This window comes from Gordonia sp. McavH-238-E, from assembly GCF_022348225.1.
GTDB lineage: Bacteria > Actinomycetota > Actinomycetes > Mycobacteriales > Mycobacteriaceae > Gordonia > Gordonia terrae.
The window spans coordinates 350295-366117 of sequence record NZ_JAKRFE010000001.1; the positions used below are offsets into that span (position 1 = coordinate 350295).

The 15823-nt window shown below is 66.1% G+C and carries 16 protein-coding genes and 2 pseudogenes; 10 read left to right on the forward strand and 8 right to left on the reverse strand.

The genetic code is table 11. The annotated features are described in order from the left end of the window. The first annotated feature begins 184 nt into the window (after nucleotides 1-184). Both MHN80_RS01510 and MHN80_RS01515 read left to right on the forward strand, forming a co-directional pair. Nucleotides 185-1003, forward strand: a complete 819-nt coding sequence (locus MHN80_RS01510; protein WP_239398994.1) for a class I SAM-dependent methyltransferase — start codon at nucleotides 185-187, stop codon at nucleotides 1001-1003. Continuing rightward, nucleotides 1000-1524, forward strand: a complete 525-nt coding sequence (locus MHN80_RS01515; protein WP_239398996.1) for a hypothetical protein — start codon at nucleotides 1000-1002, stop codon at nucleotides 1522-1524. The genes MHN80_RS01510 and MHN80_RS01515 overlap by 4 nt, the downstream gene beginning before the upstream one ends. 59 nt (nucleotides 1525-1583) lie before the next feature. Here the strand turns inward: MHN80_RS01515 and MHN80_RS01520 are convergent, their stop codons facing one another. Further along, nucleotides 1584-3383, reverse strand: coding sequence for an ABC transporter ATP-binding protein (locus tag MHN80_RS01520; protein ID WP_239398997.1), 1800 nt, complete (start codon nucleotides 3381-3383; stop codon nucleotides 1584-1586). A 110-nt stretch (nucleotides 3384-3493) separates the two neighbouring features. Here MHN80_RS01520 and MHN80_RS01525 point away from each other — a divergent pair, with 110 nt between their 5' ends. Both MHN80_RS01525 and MHN80_RS01530 read left to right on the forward strand, forming a co-directional pair. Beyond that, the gene (locus MHN80_RS01525) at nucleotides 3494-4069 is read left to right on the forward strand and encodes a TetR/AcrR family transcriptional regulator (RefSeq protein ID WP_239398999.1); all 576 of its coding nucleotides are present in this window, start codon (nucleotides 3494-3496) and stop codon (nucleotides 4067-4069) included. 108 nt (nucleotides 4070-4177) lie between these two features. Then, entirely contained in the window at nucleotides 4178-4546 is a 369-nt protein-coding gene (locus MHN80_RS01530; RefSeq protein ID WP_239399001.1) for a DUF1761 family protein, read from the forward strand. A gap of 70 nt (nucleotides 4547-4616) precedes the next feature. On the opposite strand, the gene MHN80_RS01535 is transcribed toward MHN80_RS01530, so the two are convergent. After that, complete coding sequence (locus tag MHN80_RS01535) at nucleotides 4617-5231, reverse strand: hypothetical protein (RefSeq protein WP_239399003.1); 615 nt, start codon at nucleotides 5229-5231, stop codon at nucleotides 4617-4619. Between the two features lie 221 nt (nucleotides 5232-5452). On the opposite strand from MHN80_RS01535, the pseudogene MHN80_RS01540 reads away from it, so the two are divergent. Further along, nucleotides 5453-6398, forward strand: a pseudogene (locus MHN80_RS01540) (NADP-dependent oxidoreductase). 28 nt (nucleotides 6399-6426) lie between these two features. Here MHN80_RS01540 and MHN80_RS01545 read toward each other — a convergent pair. Continuing rightward, complete coding sequence (locus tag MHN80_RS01545) at nucleotides 6427-6924, reverse strand: hypothetical protein (protein ID WP_239399005.1); 498 nt, start codon at nucleotides 6922-6924, stop codon at nucleotides 6427-6429. Nucleotides 6925-7084: 160 nt separating this feature from the next. Between MHN80_RS01545 and MHN80_RS01550 the strand changes: the two genes are divergently transcribed. The 3 genes from MHN80_RS01550 (at nucleotide 7085) to MHN80_RS01560 (ending at nucleotide 9522) form a co-directional block, all read left to right on the forward strand. Beyond that, the gene (locus MHN80_RS01550; protein ID WP_064570179.1) at nucleotides 7085-7552 is read left to right on the forward strand and encodes a hypothetical protein; all 468 of its coding nucleotides are present in this window, start codon (nucleotides 7085-7087) and stop codon (nucleotides 7550-7552) included. A 461-nt stretch (nucleotides 7553-8013) separates the two neighbouring features. Then, a complete protein-coding gene (locus MHN80_RS01555) occupies nucleotides 8014-8976 on the forward strand; it encodes an adenylate/guanylate cyclase domain-containing protein (RefSeq protein WP_239399007.1) in 963 nt (320 codons plus the stop codon). A 234-nt stretch (nucleotides 8977-9210) separates the two neighbouring features. After that, nucleotides 9211-9522: a hypothetical protein gene (locus MHN80_RS01560; protein ID WP_239399009.1), complete on the forward strand. Its 312-nt coding sequence runs from the start codon at nucleotides 9211-9213 to the stop codon at nucleotides 9520-9522. Nucleotides 9523-9680: 158 nt separating this feature from the next. Here MHN80_RS01560 and MHN80_RS01565 read toward each other — a convergent pair whose 3' ends face one another. Further along, complete coding sequence (locus MHN80_RS01565) at nucleotides 9681-10130, reverse strand: carboxymuconolactone decarboxylase family protein (protein ID WP_374206299.1); 450 nt, start codon at nucleotides 10128-10130, stop codon at nucleotides 9681-9683. Between the two features lie 136 nt (nucleotides 10131-10266). Here MHN80_RS01565 and MHN80_RS01570 point away from each other — a divergent pair, with 136 nt between their 5' ends. Further along, nucleotides 10267-10740, forward strand: a complete 474-nt coding sequence (locus tag MHN80_RS01570; protein ID WP_239399013.1) for an Rrf2 family transcriptional regulator — start codon at nucleotides 10267-10269, stop codon at nucleotides 10738-10740. A 428-nt stretch (nucleotides 10741-11168) separates the two neighbouring features. On the opposite strand, the gene MHN80_RS01575 is transcribed toward MHN80_RS01570, so the two are convergent. From MHN80_RS01575 to MHN80_RS01590, 4 genes are all read right to left on the reverse strand, one after another. Then, nucleotides 11169-12062, reverse strand: a complete 894-nt coding sequence (locus MHN80_RS01575) for an SGNH/GDSL hydrolase family protein (RefSeq protein WP_239399015.1) — start codon at nucleotides 12060-12062, stop codon at nucleotides 11169-11171. 155 nt (nucleotides 12063-12217) lie between these two features. Further along, nucleotides 12218-12598 (reverse strand): SRPBCC family protein, encoded by a 381-nt coding sequence (locus MHN80_RS01580; RefSeq protein WP_239399017.1) that lies wholly within the window; start codon nucleotides 12596-12598, stop codon nucleotides 12218-12220. Between the two features lie 314 nt (nucleotides 12599-12912). Next, nucleotides 12913-13818 (reverse strand): RNA polymerase sigma factor SigJ, encoded by a 906-nt coding sequence (sigJ, locus tag MHN80_RS01585; RefSeq protein ID WP_239399019.1) that lies wholly within the window; start codon nucleotides 13816-13818, stop codon nucleotides 12913-12915. A 29-nt stretch (nucleotides 13819-13847) separates the two neighbouring features. Further along, nucleotides 13848-15062 (reverse strand): NAD(P)/FAD-dependent oxidoreductase, encoded by a 1215-nt coding sequence (locus MHN80_RS01590; protein WP_239399021.1) that lies wholly within the window; start codon nucleotides 15060-15062, stop codon nucleotides 13848-13850. Between the two features lie 211 nt (nucleotides 15063-15273). On the opposite strand from MHN80_RS01590, the pseudogene MHN80_RS01600 reads away from it, so the two are divergent. Further along, a pseudogene (locus MHN80_RS01600) lies at nucleotides 15274-15807 on the forward strand (DUF3500 domain-containing protein); the annotation flags it as partial. Nucleotides 15808-15823 lie beyond the last annotated feature (16 nt).

Sequence of the window (15823 nt, forward strand, 5' to 3'; positions counted from 1 at the left end):
CCGAGTGTAGGCCGCGAGACGGCCGAATAGGTGGGTCTACCCATTCAAGGGCAGGACGCTCGACGAAAGATGGGAGGTCCTCACCGATGTGGCCCGCATGCCCGGTGACCGACCGTTGTGGTGCGCCGGTACCGACATCGGTCACCGACGGCCAGTCGTCCCACCACACAGAATGGACAATCCAATGACGACATCCCTCTCTCCGGACCTCGTCTCGTTGCGCGACAAGCAGCAGAAGGTCTGGAGCAGCGGCGATTACAACCGTATCGCCGCGCTGACCGTGCCGGTCAACGAAGCGACCGTCGCCGCGGCGTCGGTCATCCCCGGCGACCGTGTTCTCGACGTCGCGACCGGCACCGGCCACTCGGCACTCGCCGCAGCCCGGCAGGGCGGCGACGTCACCGCGATCGACTATGTGCCCGCGCTTCTCGACATCGCCCGCAGTCGTGCAGCCGCAGAGCATCTCGACGTCGACTTCATCGAGGCCCCCGCCGAGGTTCTGCCGTTCGGCAACGGGGCCTTCGACACCGGCATCTCGACGATCGGCATCATGTTCGCCGCCGATCACGAACAGGCGGCCCGCGAGCTGACCCGCGTCGTCCGACCGGGTGGGCGGATCGTCGTCACGAGCTGGACTGCGGACGGTTTCGTCGGCGGGATGCTCGCCGCCGTCGGCCGCCACGTGACGCCGCCTCCCGGAGCTCGTCCCGCCACTCGTTGGGGCGACCAGGAGTACGTGGCCTCGCTGCTCGGTGACCGTGTGCAGTCGCTGGACTCGCACACTGCCGCGCTGACCGTGAGGTTCGTCGACGCGTCCGCGTTCGCGGACTTGTTCCTGCGCCATTACGGGCCGACGTTCACCGCCGCGTCGAAGCTCGACGACGACGGTGAGCAGGCACTGCGAGCCGATCTCATCGCACTCGCAGAGTCCCACGAGCAGCCGGTCCCCGGCGGGATCTCGATCGACTGGGAGTACAGCGTGGTCGAGGCGGTGCGGTCGTGAACGCTTCTCGCAGACACCGCAAGGTCATCACCCGCCTGGCTTCGGCGGTGGCGATCGCCTCTGCCGTCGGGGTGGCGGCACCGCTGGCGACGACGGCATCGGCAGCGCCCGCCCGCACGCCGGGCGCGACTCTGACGATCGTCGATCAGAACATCACCGGCGCCGGCAAGAACCGCATCATCATCCAGGGTCTGTATCCGATGACCCGTGCGGACGCCGTCGGGTTCGTCACCCACATCAACGATCGGGGCTGTGGTGGCATGCACTACATCGTGCTGGGAGACGACGGGAAGGAGCAGTACCTCTACGATCGCAACTTCCCGGGCACCTCGGTGGGCACCGACGGATTCCTGCGTGCATCGGACCGTGGACTCGAATATCTTCGCCAATTTGTGGTTCCCAGTTCGGTGCTCGATGAGGACCGGGACGGTGCCGACGAGGTGTTCGTACGGGTCCGGTTCACCGACGGTGACTGCCGGGCGCGCGTCCAGACCACCAACGTGGTGGTCGGCAGGTTCTGACCCGACAGCGCCCACCCGACAGCGCCCACCCGGGCTCGACCGGGTGGGCGAGTGCCGGACTACGTGCGATCTGCGGGTTCGAGATCGGTGTCGATACGCATGGCGGCCACCAGCTCGCGATAGAGCTCGTCGGTGGCGAGCAGGCTTCGATGGTTGCCGACAGCGCGCACCCGACCGGCCTCGAGGACGACGATCTGGTCGGCGTCCATGATGGTCGAGAGCCGGTGGGCGATCGTGACGACGGCTCCGCGGGTCGCCTGTCGTCGGATCCCCTCGGCCACCGAGGCCTCGGTGAGCCCGTCGAGCTGGGCGGTCACCTCGTCGAGCAGGAGGAGTTCCGGGTCCACGACCAGCGCCCGGGCGAGTGCGATCCGCTGCCGTTCCCCGCCGGACAGGGTGGACGTGGTGACGTCGGTGAGGAGACCGTCCGGCATCGCACGGACCCGGTCATCCATCCGAACAGCCGCGAGTGCGCGCCAGACCTCGTCGTCCGAGGCATCGGGTGCCGCATAGACGAGGTTGTCGCGCACGGTTCCGGGAACGAGCGGGGTGTCCTGTTCGACGTAGGCGATCCGGGCTCGTAGATCGTGGAGTGTCCACTGATCCAACGGTCGGCCGTCGAGCACGATCTCGCCGCGATCCGGCCGCAGGAACTTCAGGAAGAGGGAGAAGATCGTCGTCTTCCCGGCACCCGACGGTCCGACGATGGCGGTGTGCCCTCGGCGTGGAATCGTCAGGTCGATTCCGTCGAGCGCGGCGGGAGCATCGGGCGCGTAGCGGTACACCACATCGCGAAGTTCGAGCGCGGCAGCCTTCCGGTCGACACGGGCCGGCGCGGGCTCGGTCACCGCGTCGTCCGATTCCGTCCTGAGATCCGAGATCTCGTTGATCCGAGCGGCAGCGGCAAGTCCGGACTGCAGTGCGGTGACACTCATGGTGAGCAGCGAGACCGGCATCATCAGCTGGAACCCGTAGAGCAGGAAGGCGATCAGGGTACTGACGGTCATCGAGCCGTCCGCGACGCGCCAGGCCCCGAACGCCAGCACGATCATCACCGCGAGGTTGATCCCCGCACCGGTGATCGTCCAGGCCCACGCCTCGATGCGGACGGCCCGGATGCCTTTCCTCGCCGACCGATGCGCGAACTCGCCGATCCGGTCGGACTCACGTGCCTCGGCGCGACTCGCCTTGACGGTGCGGATCGATCGGAGAATCCCTTCCAATCGTCCACCCAGGTAACCGATCTCGGCCTGCGCGTCTTGCTGTGCCTTGGCGAGACCGGGCATCAGGACTGCCGCGGCGACACCGACCATGATGATGACGACCATCGTGGTCGCGAAGAGCGGGAGGTCCAGAACCGCCATGAGTACCAGCGCGCCGGCCATCCCCACGAAGCCGTTGACACCGTTGACGATGCTCGATGTCGTCGCTTCCCGGATCAGCAGGGTGTCGGAGGTGACGCGGGCGACCATCTCGCCGCTCGGTCTGCGAGCGAGTTCGGGGACCTCGACGCGGAGCAGGTGGCCGATCAGCCCGGTTCGGGTGGCCAGGATGATGCGTTCGGCCAGCGTGCCCAACATGATCGTCTGGATCAGACCGATCACGGATCCGGCGACGAGCAGCACGGCCAGAACCGTGATCGGCGCCGTGAGGGACTCGGACACCGCGAGACCGTCGAGTACCCACTTCGTGACCAGAGGAGTGGCGAGTTCGGCGGCGGTGCCGAGTAAACCGAGGAAGACACCCAGGGCGAGGAGTCCCCGGTACGGGCGCATGTACCCCCACAGAATCGCCAATTTGGTGCGCATCGGCATGTCCGGGGTCTGCCCGGGGTCGGCCGTGGATACCGAAGTCGTCATCGAGTCAGCCCTCCCGAGCGGAACATTCAAGATCTATAATGACACATCAATGTCTCATTTTCAACGCATGATGTTGCTGTGGTCACCGCGCGGTGGATAGTCTCGGCCATGTGAACGATGCGCCGGAGCCGGCCGCCGTCTCGGGCGTGCGCCTGCGCACCCGACAGGCCATAGTGTCAGCCGCCGTCGCGGCATGGGCAAGTGATTTCTCGACGTCGCTCGGCGACATCGCCGACCGGGCCGATGTCAGCCGGAGCACTCTGCACCGGCATTTTCCCGACCGCCAGTCATTGGTCGATGCCGCCCTGGTGGAAGCGAGCACCATCCTCGATCGACAGTCGAAGGAAGCAGTGGACGGCTGCGAATCAGCTCGCGCAGAACTGGAGTCGTTGATGCGCGTCATCCTCGGCATCGGCGACATCATCATGTTCCTGTTCTCCGACCCGAACCGATTCGAGGGCAACCCGGAATGGTCTGAGGAAGAGGACCAGATGCTCCCCGAGATCCTCACCCGGGCACAGAAGGAGGGAGCCATTGCCGACGACTTCGAGACGCGATGGTTGGTCGGGGTGTTCTATTCGCTGTGCTTCGTGGGTGCGGTCTCGATCGCGACCGAGGGGATGTCACGGCGTCGCGCCGCCGATGTCGCCATCCGGACGTTCTTCTCCGGAGTCTCTGCCGACTGATTTCGTCCGGTGTCTGCCTGTTCGTCACCCCTCGGGGAGTCGGCGTCGGCGATGACTTTCGTCCCGTGGTGTGGTCACACTTCGCACAGACACACGATCGGATGAGACATGAGCAACGTGAACGTATGGGCTTGTGCGGTGGCAGTTGTCGCGGCATTCGCGGCGAGCGCCGTGTACTACGGCATTCTCGGCGCACCTGCTGCCACGGAGGTTCGGCGACCGGCTTGGGCGACACCGATTGTGGAGTTGGCGCGTAACGCGTTGCTCGTCGTGCTCGTCGCCGGCCTGGTCTCGCGCCTCGATCCGGGTTTCACCGGCGCACTGCTGCTCGCCGCGGGACTGTTCCTCGTCCCGCTCGTGCTGCTCGCGGGTGCCGTTTTCCACGAGGGAACAGCGGTGTCGGCGGCGGCGGTACACCTGGGGGACTGGGCCATCAAGCTGCTCATTCTCGTCGTGATCGTGTCGCTGTGGCGGTGAGGGCGCGAATCGGGGGATTCACCTACTGCTCACCGCTTTTCGGATCGCAACGGTCCGGGCACGTAGACCCTCAGGCCGGCTCCAAGGCCCGCTTGGCCTTCTCCAGTGCGGCGAGCGTACGCAACACCGAATCGCGCTTGGCGGTCAAGTCGGACACCTTGGCCTTCCCGCTCAGGCCGGAGTCCGCCTGGGCGACGGCCAGCCGTTCCTCGATCTCGGTGAGCTGCACCAGCAAGGACTGGGCGCGGCTCATCAGCTCCTCACGGTCGGGTCGGGAGACCCCCGCCGTCCGGGCGCTTCCGGCCCCGACGTTCTTGGCGCTGGACGACGTCGGGTTTCCGCTCGCCTTCGTGGTGGTGGATGCAGGTCGTGCGACGCCCCGCTGCCCGGACCGGGCGCGCCGTGGGGGCTGTGTGCGGGTCCCATTCAGCACTGCCCAGGCATCACGGGCGGCCACCCGGTGGTCGCGTTCTTCGTCGTCGTCGGACGTCAGGGACGCGCCCAGGGGTCGCAGACCATAGAAGCCGACGAACTCGCGAGCCGCCGCGATGGTCTGTTCTGCTTCGCGACAGCGCCCGCACCGCGGTTCGCCGCGGAGTTCTGCGATGTCGTCGCTGGATGAGCACCACTCACAGGCACGGACAGTGGGATCGGTCACGAGGGCGTCAGCAGCAGCGAGATTCACGGGTGAATACACTACGGCACAATGTCTTTCACACTGAAACCGGGCTTCGTCCCACGGCTCCGGATCGGGCTTGCACTGGTAGTTCCCACGTCGGACCACATTTTCACTCCCGCCGAAGGCGGGCACGTTCGGTCGCGCGGGCCGATCGCCACGATGTGTGGCGTCGGCAGACGCCGGAGGGTTGTCGGAATCATTCCGTCGAGCCACCCGTTGGTGCCAGCATGCGAGCAATCACTTACGACCGCTTCGGCGGTCCCGATGTCCTGGAACTGACCGATCTCCCCACACCCAAGGTCGGTCCCGACTCCGTGCTGGTGCGCGTGCGCGCCTCGAGCGTGAACCCGGTGGACTGGAAGGTGCGCGAAGGCTACCTCGCCGAGATCATGGATACCGTGTTCCCGGTCGTCCCGGGCTGGGATGTCGCCGGTGTGGTAGAGCAGGTCGGCTTGGACACGCCCGAGTTCGAGGTCGGCGACGAGGTGTTCGGTTATGTGCGCAAAGACGTCGTCGGTGGGGAAGTGGCGGGTGGTACGTTCGCCGAGCTGGTCGCCGCTCCGGTACGGACGCTCGCGCACAAGCCGTCTGGCTGGTCGTTCGAGGAGGCCGCGGCGGTTCCGCTCGCCGGCCTGACCGCCTACCAGACGATCCGCCGCGCGGGCGTGCAATCAGGCCATACCGTCTTGGTACATGCCGCATCCGGCGGCGTCGGATCGTTCGCGGTGCAGATCGCACGGTCGCTCGGCGCACGGGTGATCGGCACCGCCTCCGAGTCCAACCACGAGTTCCTTCGAACGCTGGGCGCCGAACCCATCACCTACGGCGACGGTCTGGCCGACCGTGTCCGCGCACTCGAACCCGAGGGGGTCGACGTGGTCCTCGACTACGTCGGTGGTGACGCGCTCGACTCGGTCGGCGAAGTGCTGCGCGACGGCGGCACCGTCGCCTCCATCACCGACGCACGGGCCCGAGACGAGTTCGGTGGCCACCTATGTATGGGTACGGCCCGATTCAGCGGATCTCGCCGAGCTGGCCCGGCTCGGCGAGGCCGGCAGCCTCACGCCCGAGATCGCCGAGGTGTTCGAACTGGCCGACGCCGCCGGCGCCCACGAACGCAGCGAGTCCGGTCACGTACGCGGCAAAATCGTCGTACGCGTCGCGACCGACTGACAGGCGGGTGACCCCTGGTGACCACCGATCAGGGCATCTCCATCGTCTGGGCGCGACGGATCTCCTGCACAGCTCGGGTCAAGTACGCCGTCGGGTCGACCCCGGCACGTGCGGCGAGGTCGGTGATGACCACCAGTGCAGCAGCGGTGGTCTCGGTGTCCAGTGGGCCGTCGGACGAGATCGCATCGGAGTCGGCGGTGTCGCCCACCCCCAGGGCACCGGTCAGCACCAGCGCTATGCCTGCGGGACTGACAGCAGGGTTCCACGAGGCGGCAGCACGGCTCGTGGAGGTGATCACCTCGGACACATCGTCGCCGGTCAGCCCATCCGGGAAGACGGTCTCGAGTAACTCACGCAGCATGAGCGAATGGACCTCACGCGACTCGGGCTGCAGCGCAAGAGAATCAGCCGCGGCACCGAACGCTTCCGACTCGTGGGCGCGCGCAGCATGGAGGGCGTGATCGGTGGCCTGCGTGACCCTGTCCGCTATCGGCGACCGGTCGGAGTGTGATTCGTTGTGAGGCATGGGAACTACTCTTCCTGTGTGTCCGGTGGCAAATAGCCCGGAAATGTACGAGGACGGTCACCCCAGGTGACACTCCACAGGGCACCGGCCACAACGGGAGTTCTCCACACAGGCGTCCGACCTCCGGGCACGAGCCGGTTCCCCTGTCAGTATTCCGCACATGGGAATTCGCTACTACGCCTACCCGTTGCAGCCAGGCGATGTGAACGAGGCTCGACGCAATCCGTATCCGTTCCTCTCGCCGGACCCGCTCATCGATGCATGGGGACCTGAGGAAGACCGCCCCCGGATGCTGTATCTCGACAAGGCGTGGCGAGAGCTCCAGCACGTCTTCGCCGTGACCGACGGCCGGTTGCAACCGCGGATCTCCTTGGAGCTCGTCAAAGGAAACGTGACCCCGGTGGGGCCGTACGGCGGTCATGTCGGGTTCGTGCACGTGTTGTCTCCCGATGTGGTCAAAGAGGTTGCGGAAGACATCGTCATGGTTGAGCCGATCGTGGAGACCGACATCATCGAGGCAGTGCCGTACTCGAACGCCGACTACGCCAACTCGTTTCTCCGCGAGGCACAAGACTTCATGGTCGCCCTCGCGGACGATGGCCTGGGACTGGTCTACACGATTCGATGAGGCGACCGGGGCGTAGCCCAACCGCGCGACTCCGTTCCCTACATTTCGTCACGGGTGACGAAATGTACTGACGCCATTGCGCATTGGCAACGGGGACGCCTCGAGGCGGGATGGGTTCCACAGTGTGCTGCCTGGGAGGCAGCCACGCGCAACGGGTGCCGATGGTGATGGTGACAGGTTCGTCGCTGTCGCCGCCGCCTAACGCCGACCCCGGAGAAGTGACGGGAGCCGAACGCTGGGCTGCCATGGCGACGGAACCGCTGGCGATGAGCCTGCATCGTTACCCGCGGCGCAGAGCCGAGTCTCGTGCCTGCTTCGACCCAGCTTCCTTCTGTGCCGATAAGATACATTATGTCAAGTCAACCGGGGTGCACGTTGCATCAGATGCATCAGGCCAGCCGGTGTCACCAATGACGCGGCGGTGTCGGTCTCGCGATGAGCGGGGCCACTAGACTCAAGGCGTGACCGGAGCCGACGACTCGACACGTGACCGCGGCCGCGACCGCGACGGTCTCCCGGATGATCCCGGCCCGACCGACGACGATGCGACATCCGCCGCGGACGGCCCGGACGAACCCTCCGCAGCGAACGATAGGACCGGTGGGTCGACCCGTCGTCGGGGCGACCGGCTTCCCGCCCGACGCGACGATCCCGACCGTCCCGGACCCGGGCGCCGGATGGCCGACCTGCTGGCCCGCACCGACTCCAGCGCCGGGGTCGTCAAGGCGGCTCGCGCCGCACGAGATCTGATCCCGCACAACGAGAACCCGATCACCGGGCCGCGTGCATCCGACCGCGTGGCACGCCTCATCAGCGAGTCCCGGCCCGAGAAACCCAGTGCCATCCGAGAGCTCGGCCTCGCATCGGTCCAGGTGTGGCAGGCGTTGGTGACCACACGACGTCGTCGATCCGATCGCACCCCAGTCCCCGCCACCATCTTGTTCACCGATCTCGTCGGATTCTCGACGTGGGCCCTGCATGCCGGAGACGACCAGGTCCTCCGACTCCTGCGCGACGTCAACGACGTCACCGAGAACATCGTGCGCAGCCGCGGCGGACGCATCGTCAAACATCTCGGCGACGGGACGATGGCCGTGTTCGTCGACGGTGTCGAGGCGATCGAGGCCGGTCACGAGGTGATCGTCGCCGTGAGTGCCCTGACGGTCGGGGGCTACCGGCCACAGCTGCGAGCCGGTCTCCACACCGGCGAACCGCGGGCGGTCGGTGACGATTTCCTCGGTGTCGATGTGAACGTCGCCGCTCGGGTCGCGGCAGCCGCGGGAGCCGGTGAGCTGTTGGCCAGCGGAGCGACCGTGGAGGCCGCCGGCGCCGATCGGTATGCCACTCGTCGCCGGCGATTCCGCGCCAAGGGGGTACCGCGCGACATCGAGGTGTTCGCCGTCGTGCCCCGCTACTCCGACTGATCGATCCCCGACTCATGAAGGTCCGACAGTCGAATCCTTGGATCGCGACCAACAAGCCTTACGTCAGACATCGCCGAGAACCGTTCTCCCCCAGCCTCATCGAGGTGCCAATCATCCCCTCATGCCAACTACCGTTAGAGGGAGCCCGCCAGCGGTACGAGGTCACCCCACCACGGCCTGTTCGCGACGGCCGGGACGGTCAATACTTCCGCCCAGTCGCTGGCGACGGATAGATTGTGGGCTGTGCTGCTAGCTGAGGCCGGACTGTCCGAATGTGCGCGCGATGCTGCGTGCAGCGCGGACTTCAACCGGCCGTTCTACTTCGCCTTCGCGATGCTCGTCCTGTTTTCCGTCTGGAGCACTCTGGCGATGTTTGCGACAGTCGACGTCATCAGTCGTCATCTCGGCCTGCGACGCAGCGTGACATGGCTTGGCGTCGTGTGGATCGTTCCGATCGTCGGCGCGGCCACGTGGCGGTTGAGCCGGTCGCGATGGCTGATTCGACTATGGCGCGGCGACGGTTCTGTCAGCTCGACGACCGTCTGAGCCCGGCCGACGCTACGAGGTGACCTCATAGCTGCCCTGCCTCGATCGCAACCGTAAACACGATCGCGTCGCCCGCGGCCAGTACGTCAGACGCGCATCGGCCTGTGTTCAGAAACCAGCCCGCGAGGAGCTGGGCCGTTGGACGGTTCCCATGCCACCTAGGGCGCCACGGGATAGTGGCTCGCGATGGCTATCCGGTTCCACCCGTTGATCGCCACGGCAAGCCATGTGACGGCAGCCACCTGCTGTGCCGACAACGCTTGCTCGACGTCTATTGCCGGCGGGGCGGCAGCGTGCTCGTCACCAATGCGGGTGACTTGCTCTGCCAGCGTGAGAGCCGCCTGCTCTTCGCTGGTGAAGTACTGAGACTCCCACCATGCAGGCAAGACCGCGAGCCTATCGGCGGTCTCCCCCTTCTGGATCGCGTCTCTGGTGTGCATCCGTAGACAGAAACCGCATCCATTGAGCTGAGACACTCGAATCTTGATCAGCTCGACCAGCGTGGCTGAGAGTCCTGCCGCCTCTCCTGCCTCTTCGGCGCTCTTGTCGAACGCCAGAAAAGCTTCGTACGGGGCACTGAACTGCTTACTGATATTCACGTGCGGCAACATGCGAAGTTCCCTTCCTAGCCCACCTCGGGCGTGGCTCAAGCGAGCCGACGGCTCACTGTGGTTATCTCGGACAGTTTGTGTCCGAGATCAGGATACTCGGATACCACCTGTCTGGGTCAAGTAGCGTAGAGACATGAAGTTGTCTGGAGGCATCGAATGGGCGGTGCACTGCTGCGTGGTGCTCTCCGGCGTCACCGCCCCGGTGCCCGCTGCGCGACTGGCTGAGTTTCATGATGTGTCGGGAACCTACTTAGCCAAACAACTTCAGAGCCTCTCTCGCGCCGGGCTCGTGCAGTCGGTGCAGGGTAAAGCCGGCGGTTACGTGCTGACCCGGGCGCCGGCGGAGATCACGCTTCTTGATGTCGTTGAGGCGATCGACGGTTCCCAGTCCTCATTCACATGCACAGAGATCCGACAGCGCGGCCCGTTGGCAGCCTCGCCGAGCGACTGCACCCGCCCCTGCCCGATCGCGCGGGCGATGTACGCGGCCGACAGCGCCTGGCGTGCATCGCTGCGTGAGATCACCATTGCCGATCTGGTGACAGAGGTCGATTCGGATGGGGACGTACTCTCGCCGGTGCGAGCTTGGTTGACCGGGACTCGGTAATCGCAGCCCTTGCAGCGATCTGAGGATGAGTCGTCGGAACCAGCGGGCGTGAGCCGCAGCGGCGAACCGATCGCGTCACAATCTTTCAAGGCCCCTGGGCGACCGACAGCTCCGAGAAGTGCAATTCCGCGATCTGGGCCGGTTACTCAGGTGTTGTGTCTCCCCTACCGGTTTGGTCTCGGATGAATATCCCCTGCCGTGACTACCGCTCCTACGCCGACGCGCTGTCAGACATCGACAACTGACCCGGCTGGCACTACTGGCCGTAGGTGTATCGCAGGTTGGCGTTGATCAGGGTGCCGATACGTTGGCAGAGGTGACGCAGTTGGCGGTCATCCGGTGCGGGCTGGTCAATGAGCAGCGTCCACCGCAGAAACGGTCGGTGTTGAATGCAGCGATGATCACCTTGACTCGCAGCGGTCAGGTCCTCAGCGCAGCGCGGCCACGACCTGATCGGCCATCGCCTGCTGGCCACGAACGTTGGCGTGCATCGCCGGGAAGCTGACAGCTCCCAACGTCGGCTCCACCCACCGCCGATCGCCCGCGCAGGCATCGTGACCGGCGGAGACCTTGGTCATGTCGACAAAAGTCGCGTGAGTGGTCGCGGCAGCTCGGCGCATGGCCTCGTTGAGGGCGGCAAAGGCCCGGTGTAGATATGCGGTGTCTCCGGGTGCCGTGAGCAGCGACGCCGAGCAGAGCACACTCCCGGCGGCCGGGAAGATCTGCGGATACCCGACGAGCATGACGCGGGCGCGCGGCGCGGCGCGGTCGATGTCACGCAAAACGTTCACCAGGGCGGGGTAGGTCGACTGATTGATCTTGTCCACCAACGAGGTACCGAACTCATCGCGGCACGGGGCGGCCGACAGCGGCGCGGACATCCAGGCCTGCTGGCAGGCCGAAGTCGAGTCGTTGAACAGACCGTTGTTGTTCGCACCGATCGTCAGAGTGACCAAACGGGTGGCCGGTCCCACCGCGTTGATCTGCGGTCCCTGCCATCGGTACTGCGATTGGGTCAGGTGCTCGGTCGTCGCACCCGCGCAACTGACGTCGGCGACCGGGGTCCCGCGCCGCTTGGCGACCAGGCTGGAGTAGTTGACCAACGAGTTCGAGCAGAAGGTTGCCGCCCGCGTCGCCTGAGGGAACACTGCTGCGCCCGCGCTGTAGCTGTCACCGAGATTCACGTACGGGTACCCGTCCGCTGCATGAGCCCCGCCGGCCTGAGCGAGTCCGCCGACGAGGGCGACGGCGGTGGCCACCGCGGCCAGCACGGTTCGGATGCCGAGGCGTCGGCGATGGCTGCGGCCGTACGACAAAGGCATTCGATAGCTCCGGATCATGGTGCTCGAGTTACTCAAGTTACTGATGGTGCTTATGATACTAACACTATCGGGTCGACGAACCCGCCCCGTCTGCGCGTGGTCAGAGCGCGGCGACCAACAGTGCCGGGAAGAGCAGTGATCACCGACCGGAAACGTCAGTCCCCCAGTCCTGAAGCGATCCGTTCGATCCGTGGCAATGCGATTGCCAGTACCGGCAGATAGGCCACCGCCCAGGCTGGCGCGCCGAAGCTGAGAACGCAGCCACCCGCCACCGGGATCACCTCATGCCGTGTCGCGTTCACGCCGGCCACCTTCCAGGCCCACGACCGTCCATCGACGAACTCGGTGATCTCAAAGGGCAGGGGCACCCCCGCGATGGTCGTGATCGTGCCGCGTGTCCCCGACGCCAACTCGACGTCACCATCCACACGTGCGCCGACGACCGTGGGCCCCCATGACGGCCAGGCCTGCACATCGGTCATCGTGGCCCACACCGCCTCCGGGGGCAGGTTCGTCCGCAAGTCGGTGGTGGGCATGCCACGCCGCAACCCAGCTCGAACTCTCAGCGCCGACCGCAGCGGGGTGTGAGTCACCGAACGTCCGACCCCTCGGAGAGGCACTCCCAGGTCCGCTCATCAGCTCGTGGCATTCCCACCCATCCCGGTTGATCCGGAATACCGTGGCCGAACGCGTTTCGCATCATCGACCCATCGTCGCAGAAGGATCCCGGCCCGGCACCCATGGACCTGATCCCGCGACAGCACACCATCGGTGGATACAGCAGTCGAGCCCGCCGTGGTCCAGCTGTGTCGAACCGTGCAGGTGAGAATGGACATGCCCCGGCCGGAACTCACCGTGCGATGGTTCGCGGCTCCTCGACCCCAACGAGCTTGTCCGGATTGCGCATTGCGTAGATCTGTTCGATCACGCCGTCGACAATGTGAAACGTGAAGACGCCCTGCAGCTTTCCGTCGAAGTACACGATCATGCCCGGTTCGTGATTGAACAGGGCCACCTCGGCACGATAGTCGTCAATCGTCGTCCCCAACCGCGCGAAGCCGGCGAGCAGGCGTGCCACCGGCAACGAGCCCTGGATGGGCCGCTTCACCGCCGTCGCCTTTCCGTCGCTGTCGGCGGTGAACACGACGTCGGGTGAGAGCAGCGCGATGAGCGACTCGATCTGCCCCGACTGCGCGGCGTCGAGGAACTCCTCGACAACCGCTCTGGCCCGTTGCGCGTCGACCGGGTCGAAACGGGGCCGCCGTGACTCGACATGCGACCGGGCGCGGTGCGCGATCTGGCGCACCGTGGCCGGAGGTTTCGAGACCATCGACCCGATCTCGATGTAGGAGAAGCCGAAGACCTCGCGCAGCACGAACACCGCACGCTCGTCGGGACTCAGCGACTCCAGCACCACCAGCATCGCCGTGGACACCGACTCGGCGAGTACGACGTCGTCGGCGAGGTCACGATCGTCGAGCAGGATCGGCTCCGGAAGCCACGGGCCGACGTACTCCTCGCGACGCCGCGAGCGAGACCGCAGCGCATTGAGCGCCTGGCGTGTGACGATCTTCGCGAGGTAGGCCTTCGGATCGACCACATCAGCGTAATTGACCTCCGCCCACCTCAGGTAGCTCTCCTGCAGGACGTCGTCCGCGTCGGCCGCGGACCCGACGATCTCGTACGCGACGGTGAACAGCAGCGGCCGGAGGTCGGCGAACCGAGCTGCGCGACGGTCGGATTCGCCGTGTGCCATGGACACCCCCTTCTCCGTCCGTTCGCTGGTCATCGCCCTGCCGGTTCAGGCTCGACGGCCGTTGCCTTCGCGCCGCTGAACCAGCTGAACTTACCGGGTCGCGCGGCCTCACGCCGGATGTTCGCCACGGTCTGGCGGCAGACCAACTCCTTGGTCCAGGCCGCGAGGCGACCTGTCACCACGGCACGCGTCGGCGCATCGTCACGGCGCGTGAACTGCAGGGTGGCCGCGTGTCGGCCGATGCTGGCACACTGCGCGACGAAGCCCTGGTCGACGACGTTCGGCTGCTCACCGTCGATCCTCGCAAGCACCGCGTCAGCAGCCTGAGCGCCCAGCGGCTCGGCGGCCTGGCAGCTCATCCGCAACGGGATCCCCTCGACCGCAACCGCATCACCGGCGCCGACCACCCGATCGTCGTCGATGCTGCCCAGCGTTACGTCGGCGCGGAGACGGCCGATCTCGTCGGTCGCCAGGCCGCTGGCGGCTGCGAGTTCCGAAGCCTCGAAGCCGGTGGCGAGAATCGTTGCTGTGCTGGGAAGTACGGTGTGTTCGCCGTCGAGATCGACGGTGACGGTCCGCTCCCCTATCTCGACCACGCGTCCCTGATCCACGACATCGACACCGAGTCGGTGCAGCTGCTTCTCCGTGGCGCGCCGGGCCCGGCCGCCCACCGAGGTCGCGATCCCTCCGCCGCCGACCAGCCGGACGTCGTGTCCGCTCTCGGCGAGTTCTGCTGCGACTTCGATCCCGGTGAGCCCCCCACCGATGACAGTGACCGTCTCGTGCGCCCCCAGACTCCCGACGCGTTCCCGGATGCGTTGTGCACTCGCCCAATCGGCGATGAACAGAGCATGTTCCGCTGCACCTGCGATGTCCGGGGTGCGGTGGCGGCTCCCGATCGCGTAGATCAGGTAGTCGTAGTCGAGGTGTGCGCCCGACGCCAGATGAACCCGACGCCCGCCGGTGTCGATGAGCGTGGCGGTGTCGACGACAACGCGAATGTCGTCGGCCAGCATGTCGTCGAGTCCGACCTGGGGATCGCCGGTCCCCGATGCGAACTGGTGAAGCCGGATGCGCTGCACGAAGAACGGCTGCGGGTTCACGATCGTGACGTCAACGGAGGGGTTGCGCCGAAGCCTGTTGGCCGCCATCGCGCCGGCGTAGCCCGCGCCGAGGACGACCACGCGTGGCCGTTGCGCGTCGACCCGCTCGTCGTCGATCCGTGTGATGCCGGTGGTGTTCATGATCCTGCCTTTCGTCGATGTTCGAAGTGCTCTCACCCTCAAGACACCGACGGCATCGGGAATGTGACAGCCGTCGACCGCGACATCGACCTCTGCGTCGTCTGCGGCCACCACCCAGGACGCGGCCACGACCGCTGCGACGATCACGTCGTCCGTTCAAGCGGCTCAGGCGTTCCTGACCACCCTGACCGACGAATAGCGTGAGCAGGTCACCTACGACTACGACGACGAAACCAAGACGACGTCATGGTCGAAATTCCGGTCACCTTCGTCGACCACGCGGGCGACGAATCTCGCCGATCTGAGCGATGAACAGCGGACCGCCGCACTGAGAGTTCTCGATGCACTGCTCAGCGACGAGGGGTACGCCACAGTCACCGGAATCATGGGCGGCGACGAGTACACCGCCGGCGACGGCACCGAGGTTCAACAGATCGCGGCATCTCTCGACGAGACCTACGTCAATTGGTCCGGAGCCACCACCTACGACATGACCCAGGGTGACGGAATCTACTTCCAGATCTCCGGCCCCGATGTATACATCGAGTTCGCCGCGCAGCAAGGTTCGGCCGGCGCCGATGTCGACGGTGTCACGACGTCGGGCTGGGGACACGTCCACACGATCTACCGTGACCCGATTGGCGACTACGCCGGCAGCGTCACCCAGCAGGCCGCCACCGGAATGGGTTCGGGCGGTCCCGGCGGCGGCCAGCCTCCCGTCGGTGCAGGACCTACCAGGGGCTAGCCCGAGCCGCCGGAAT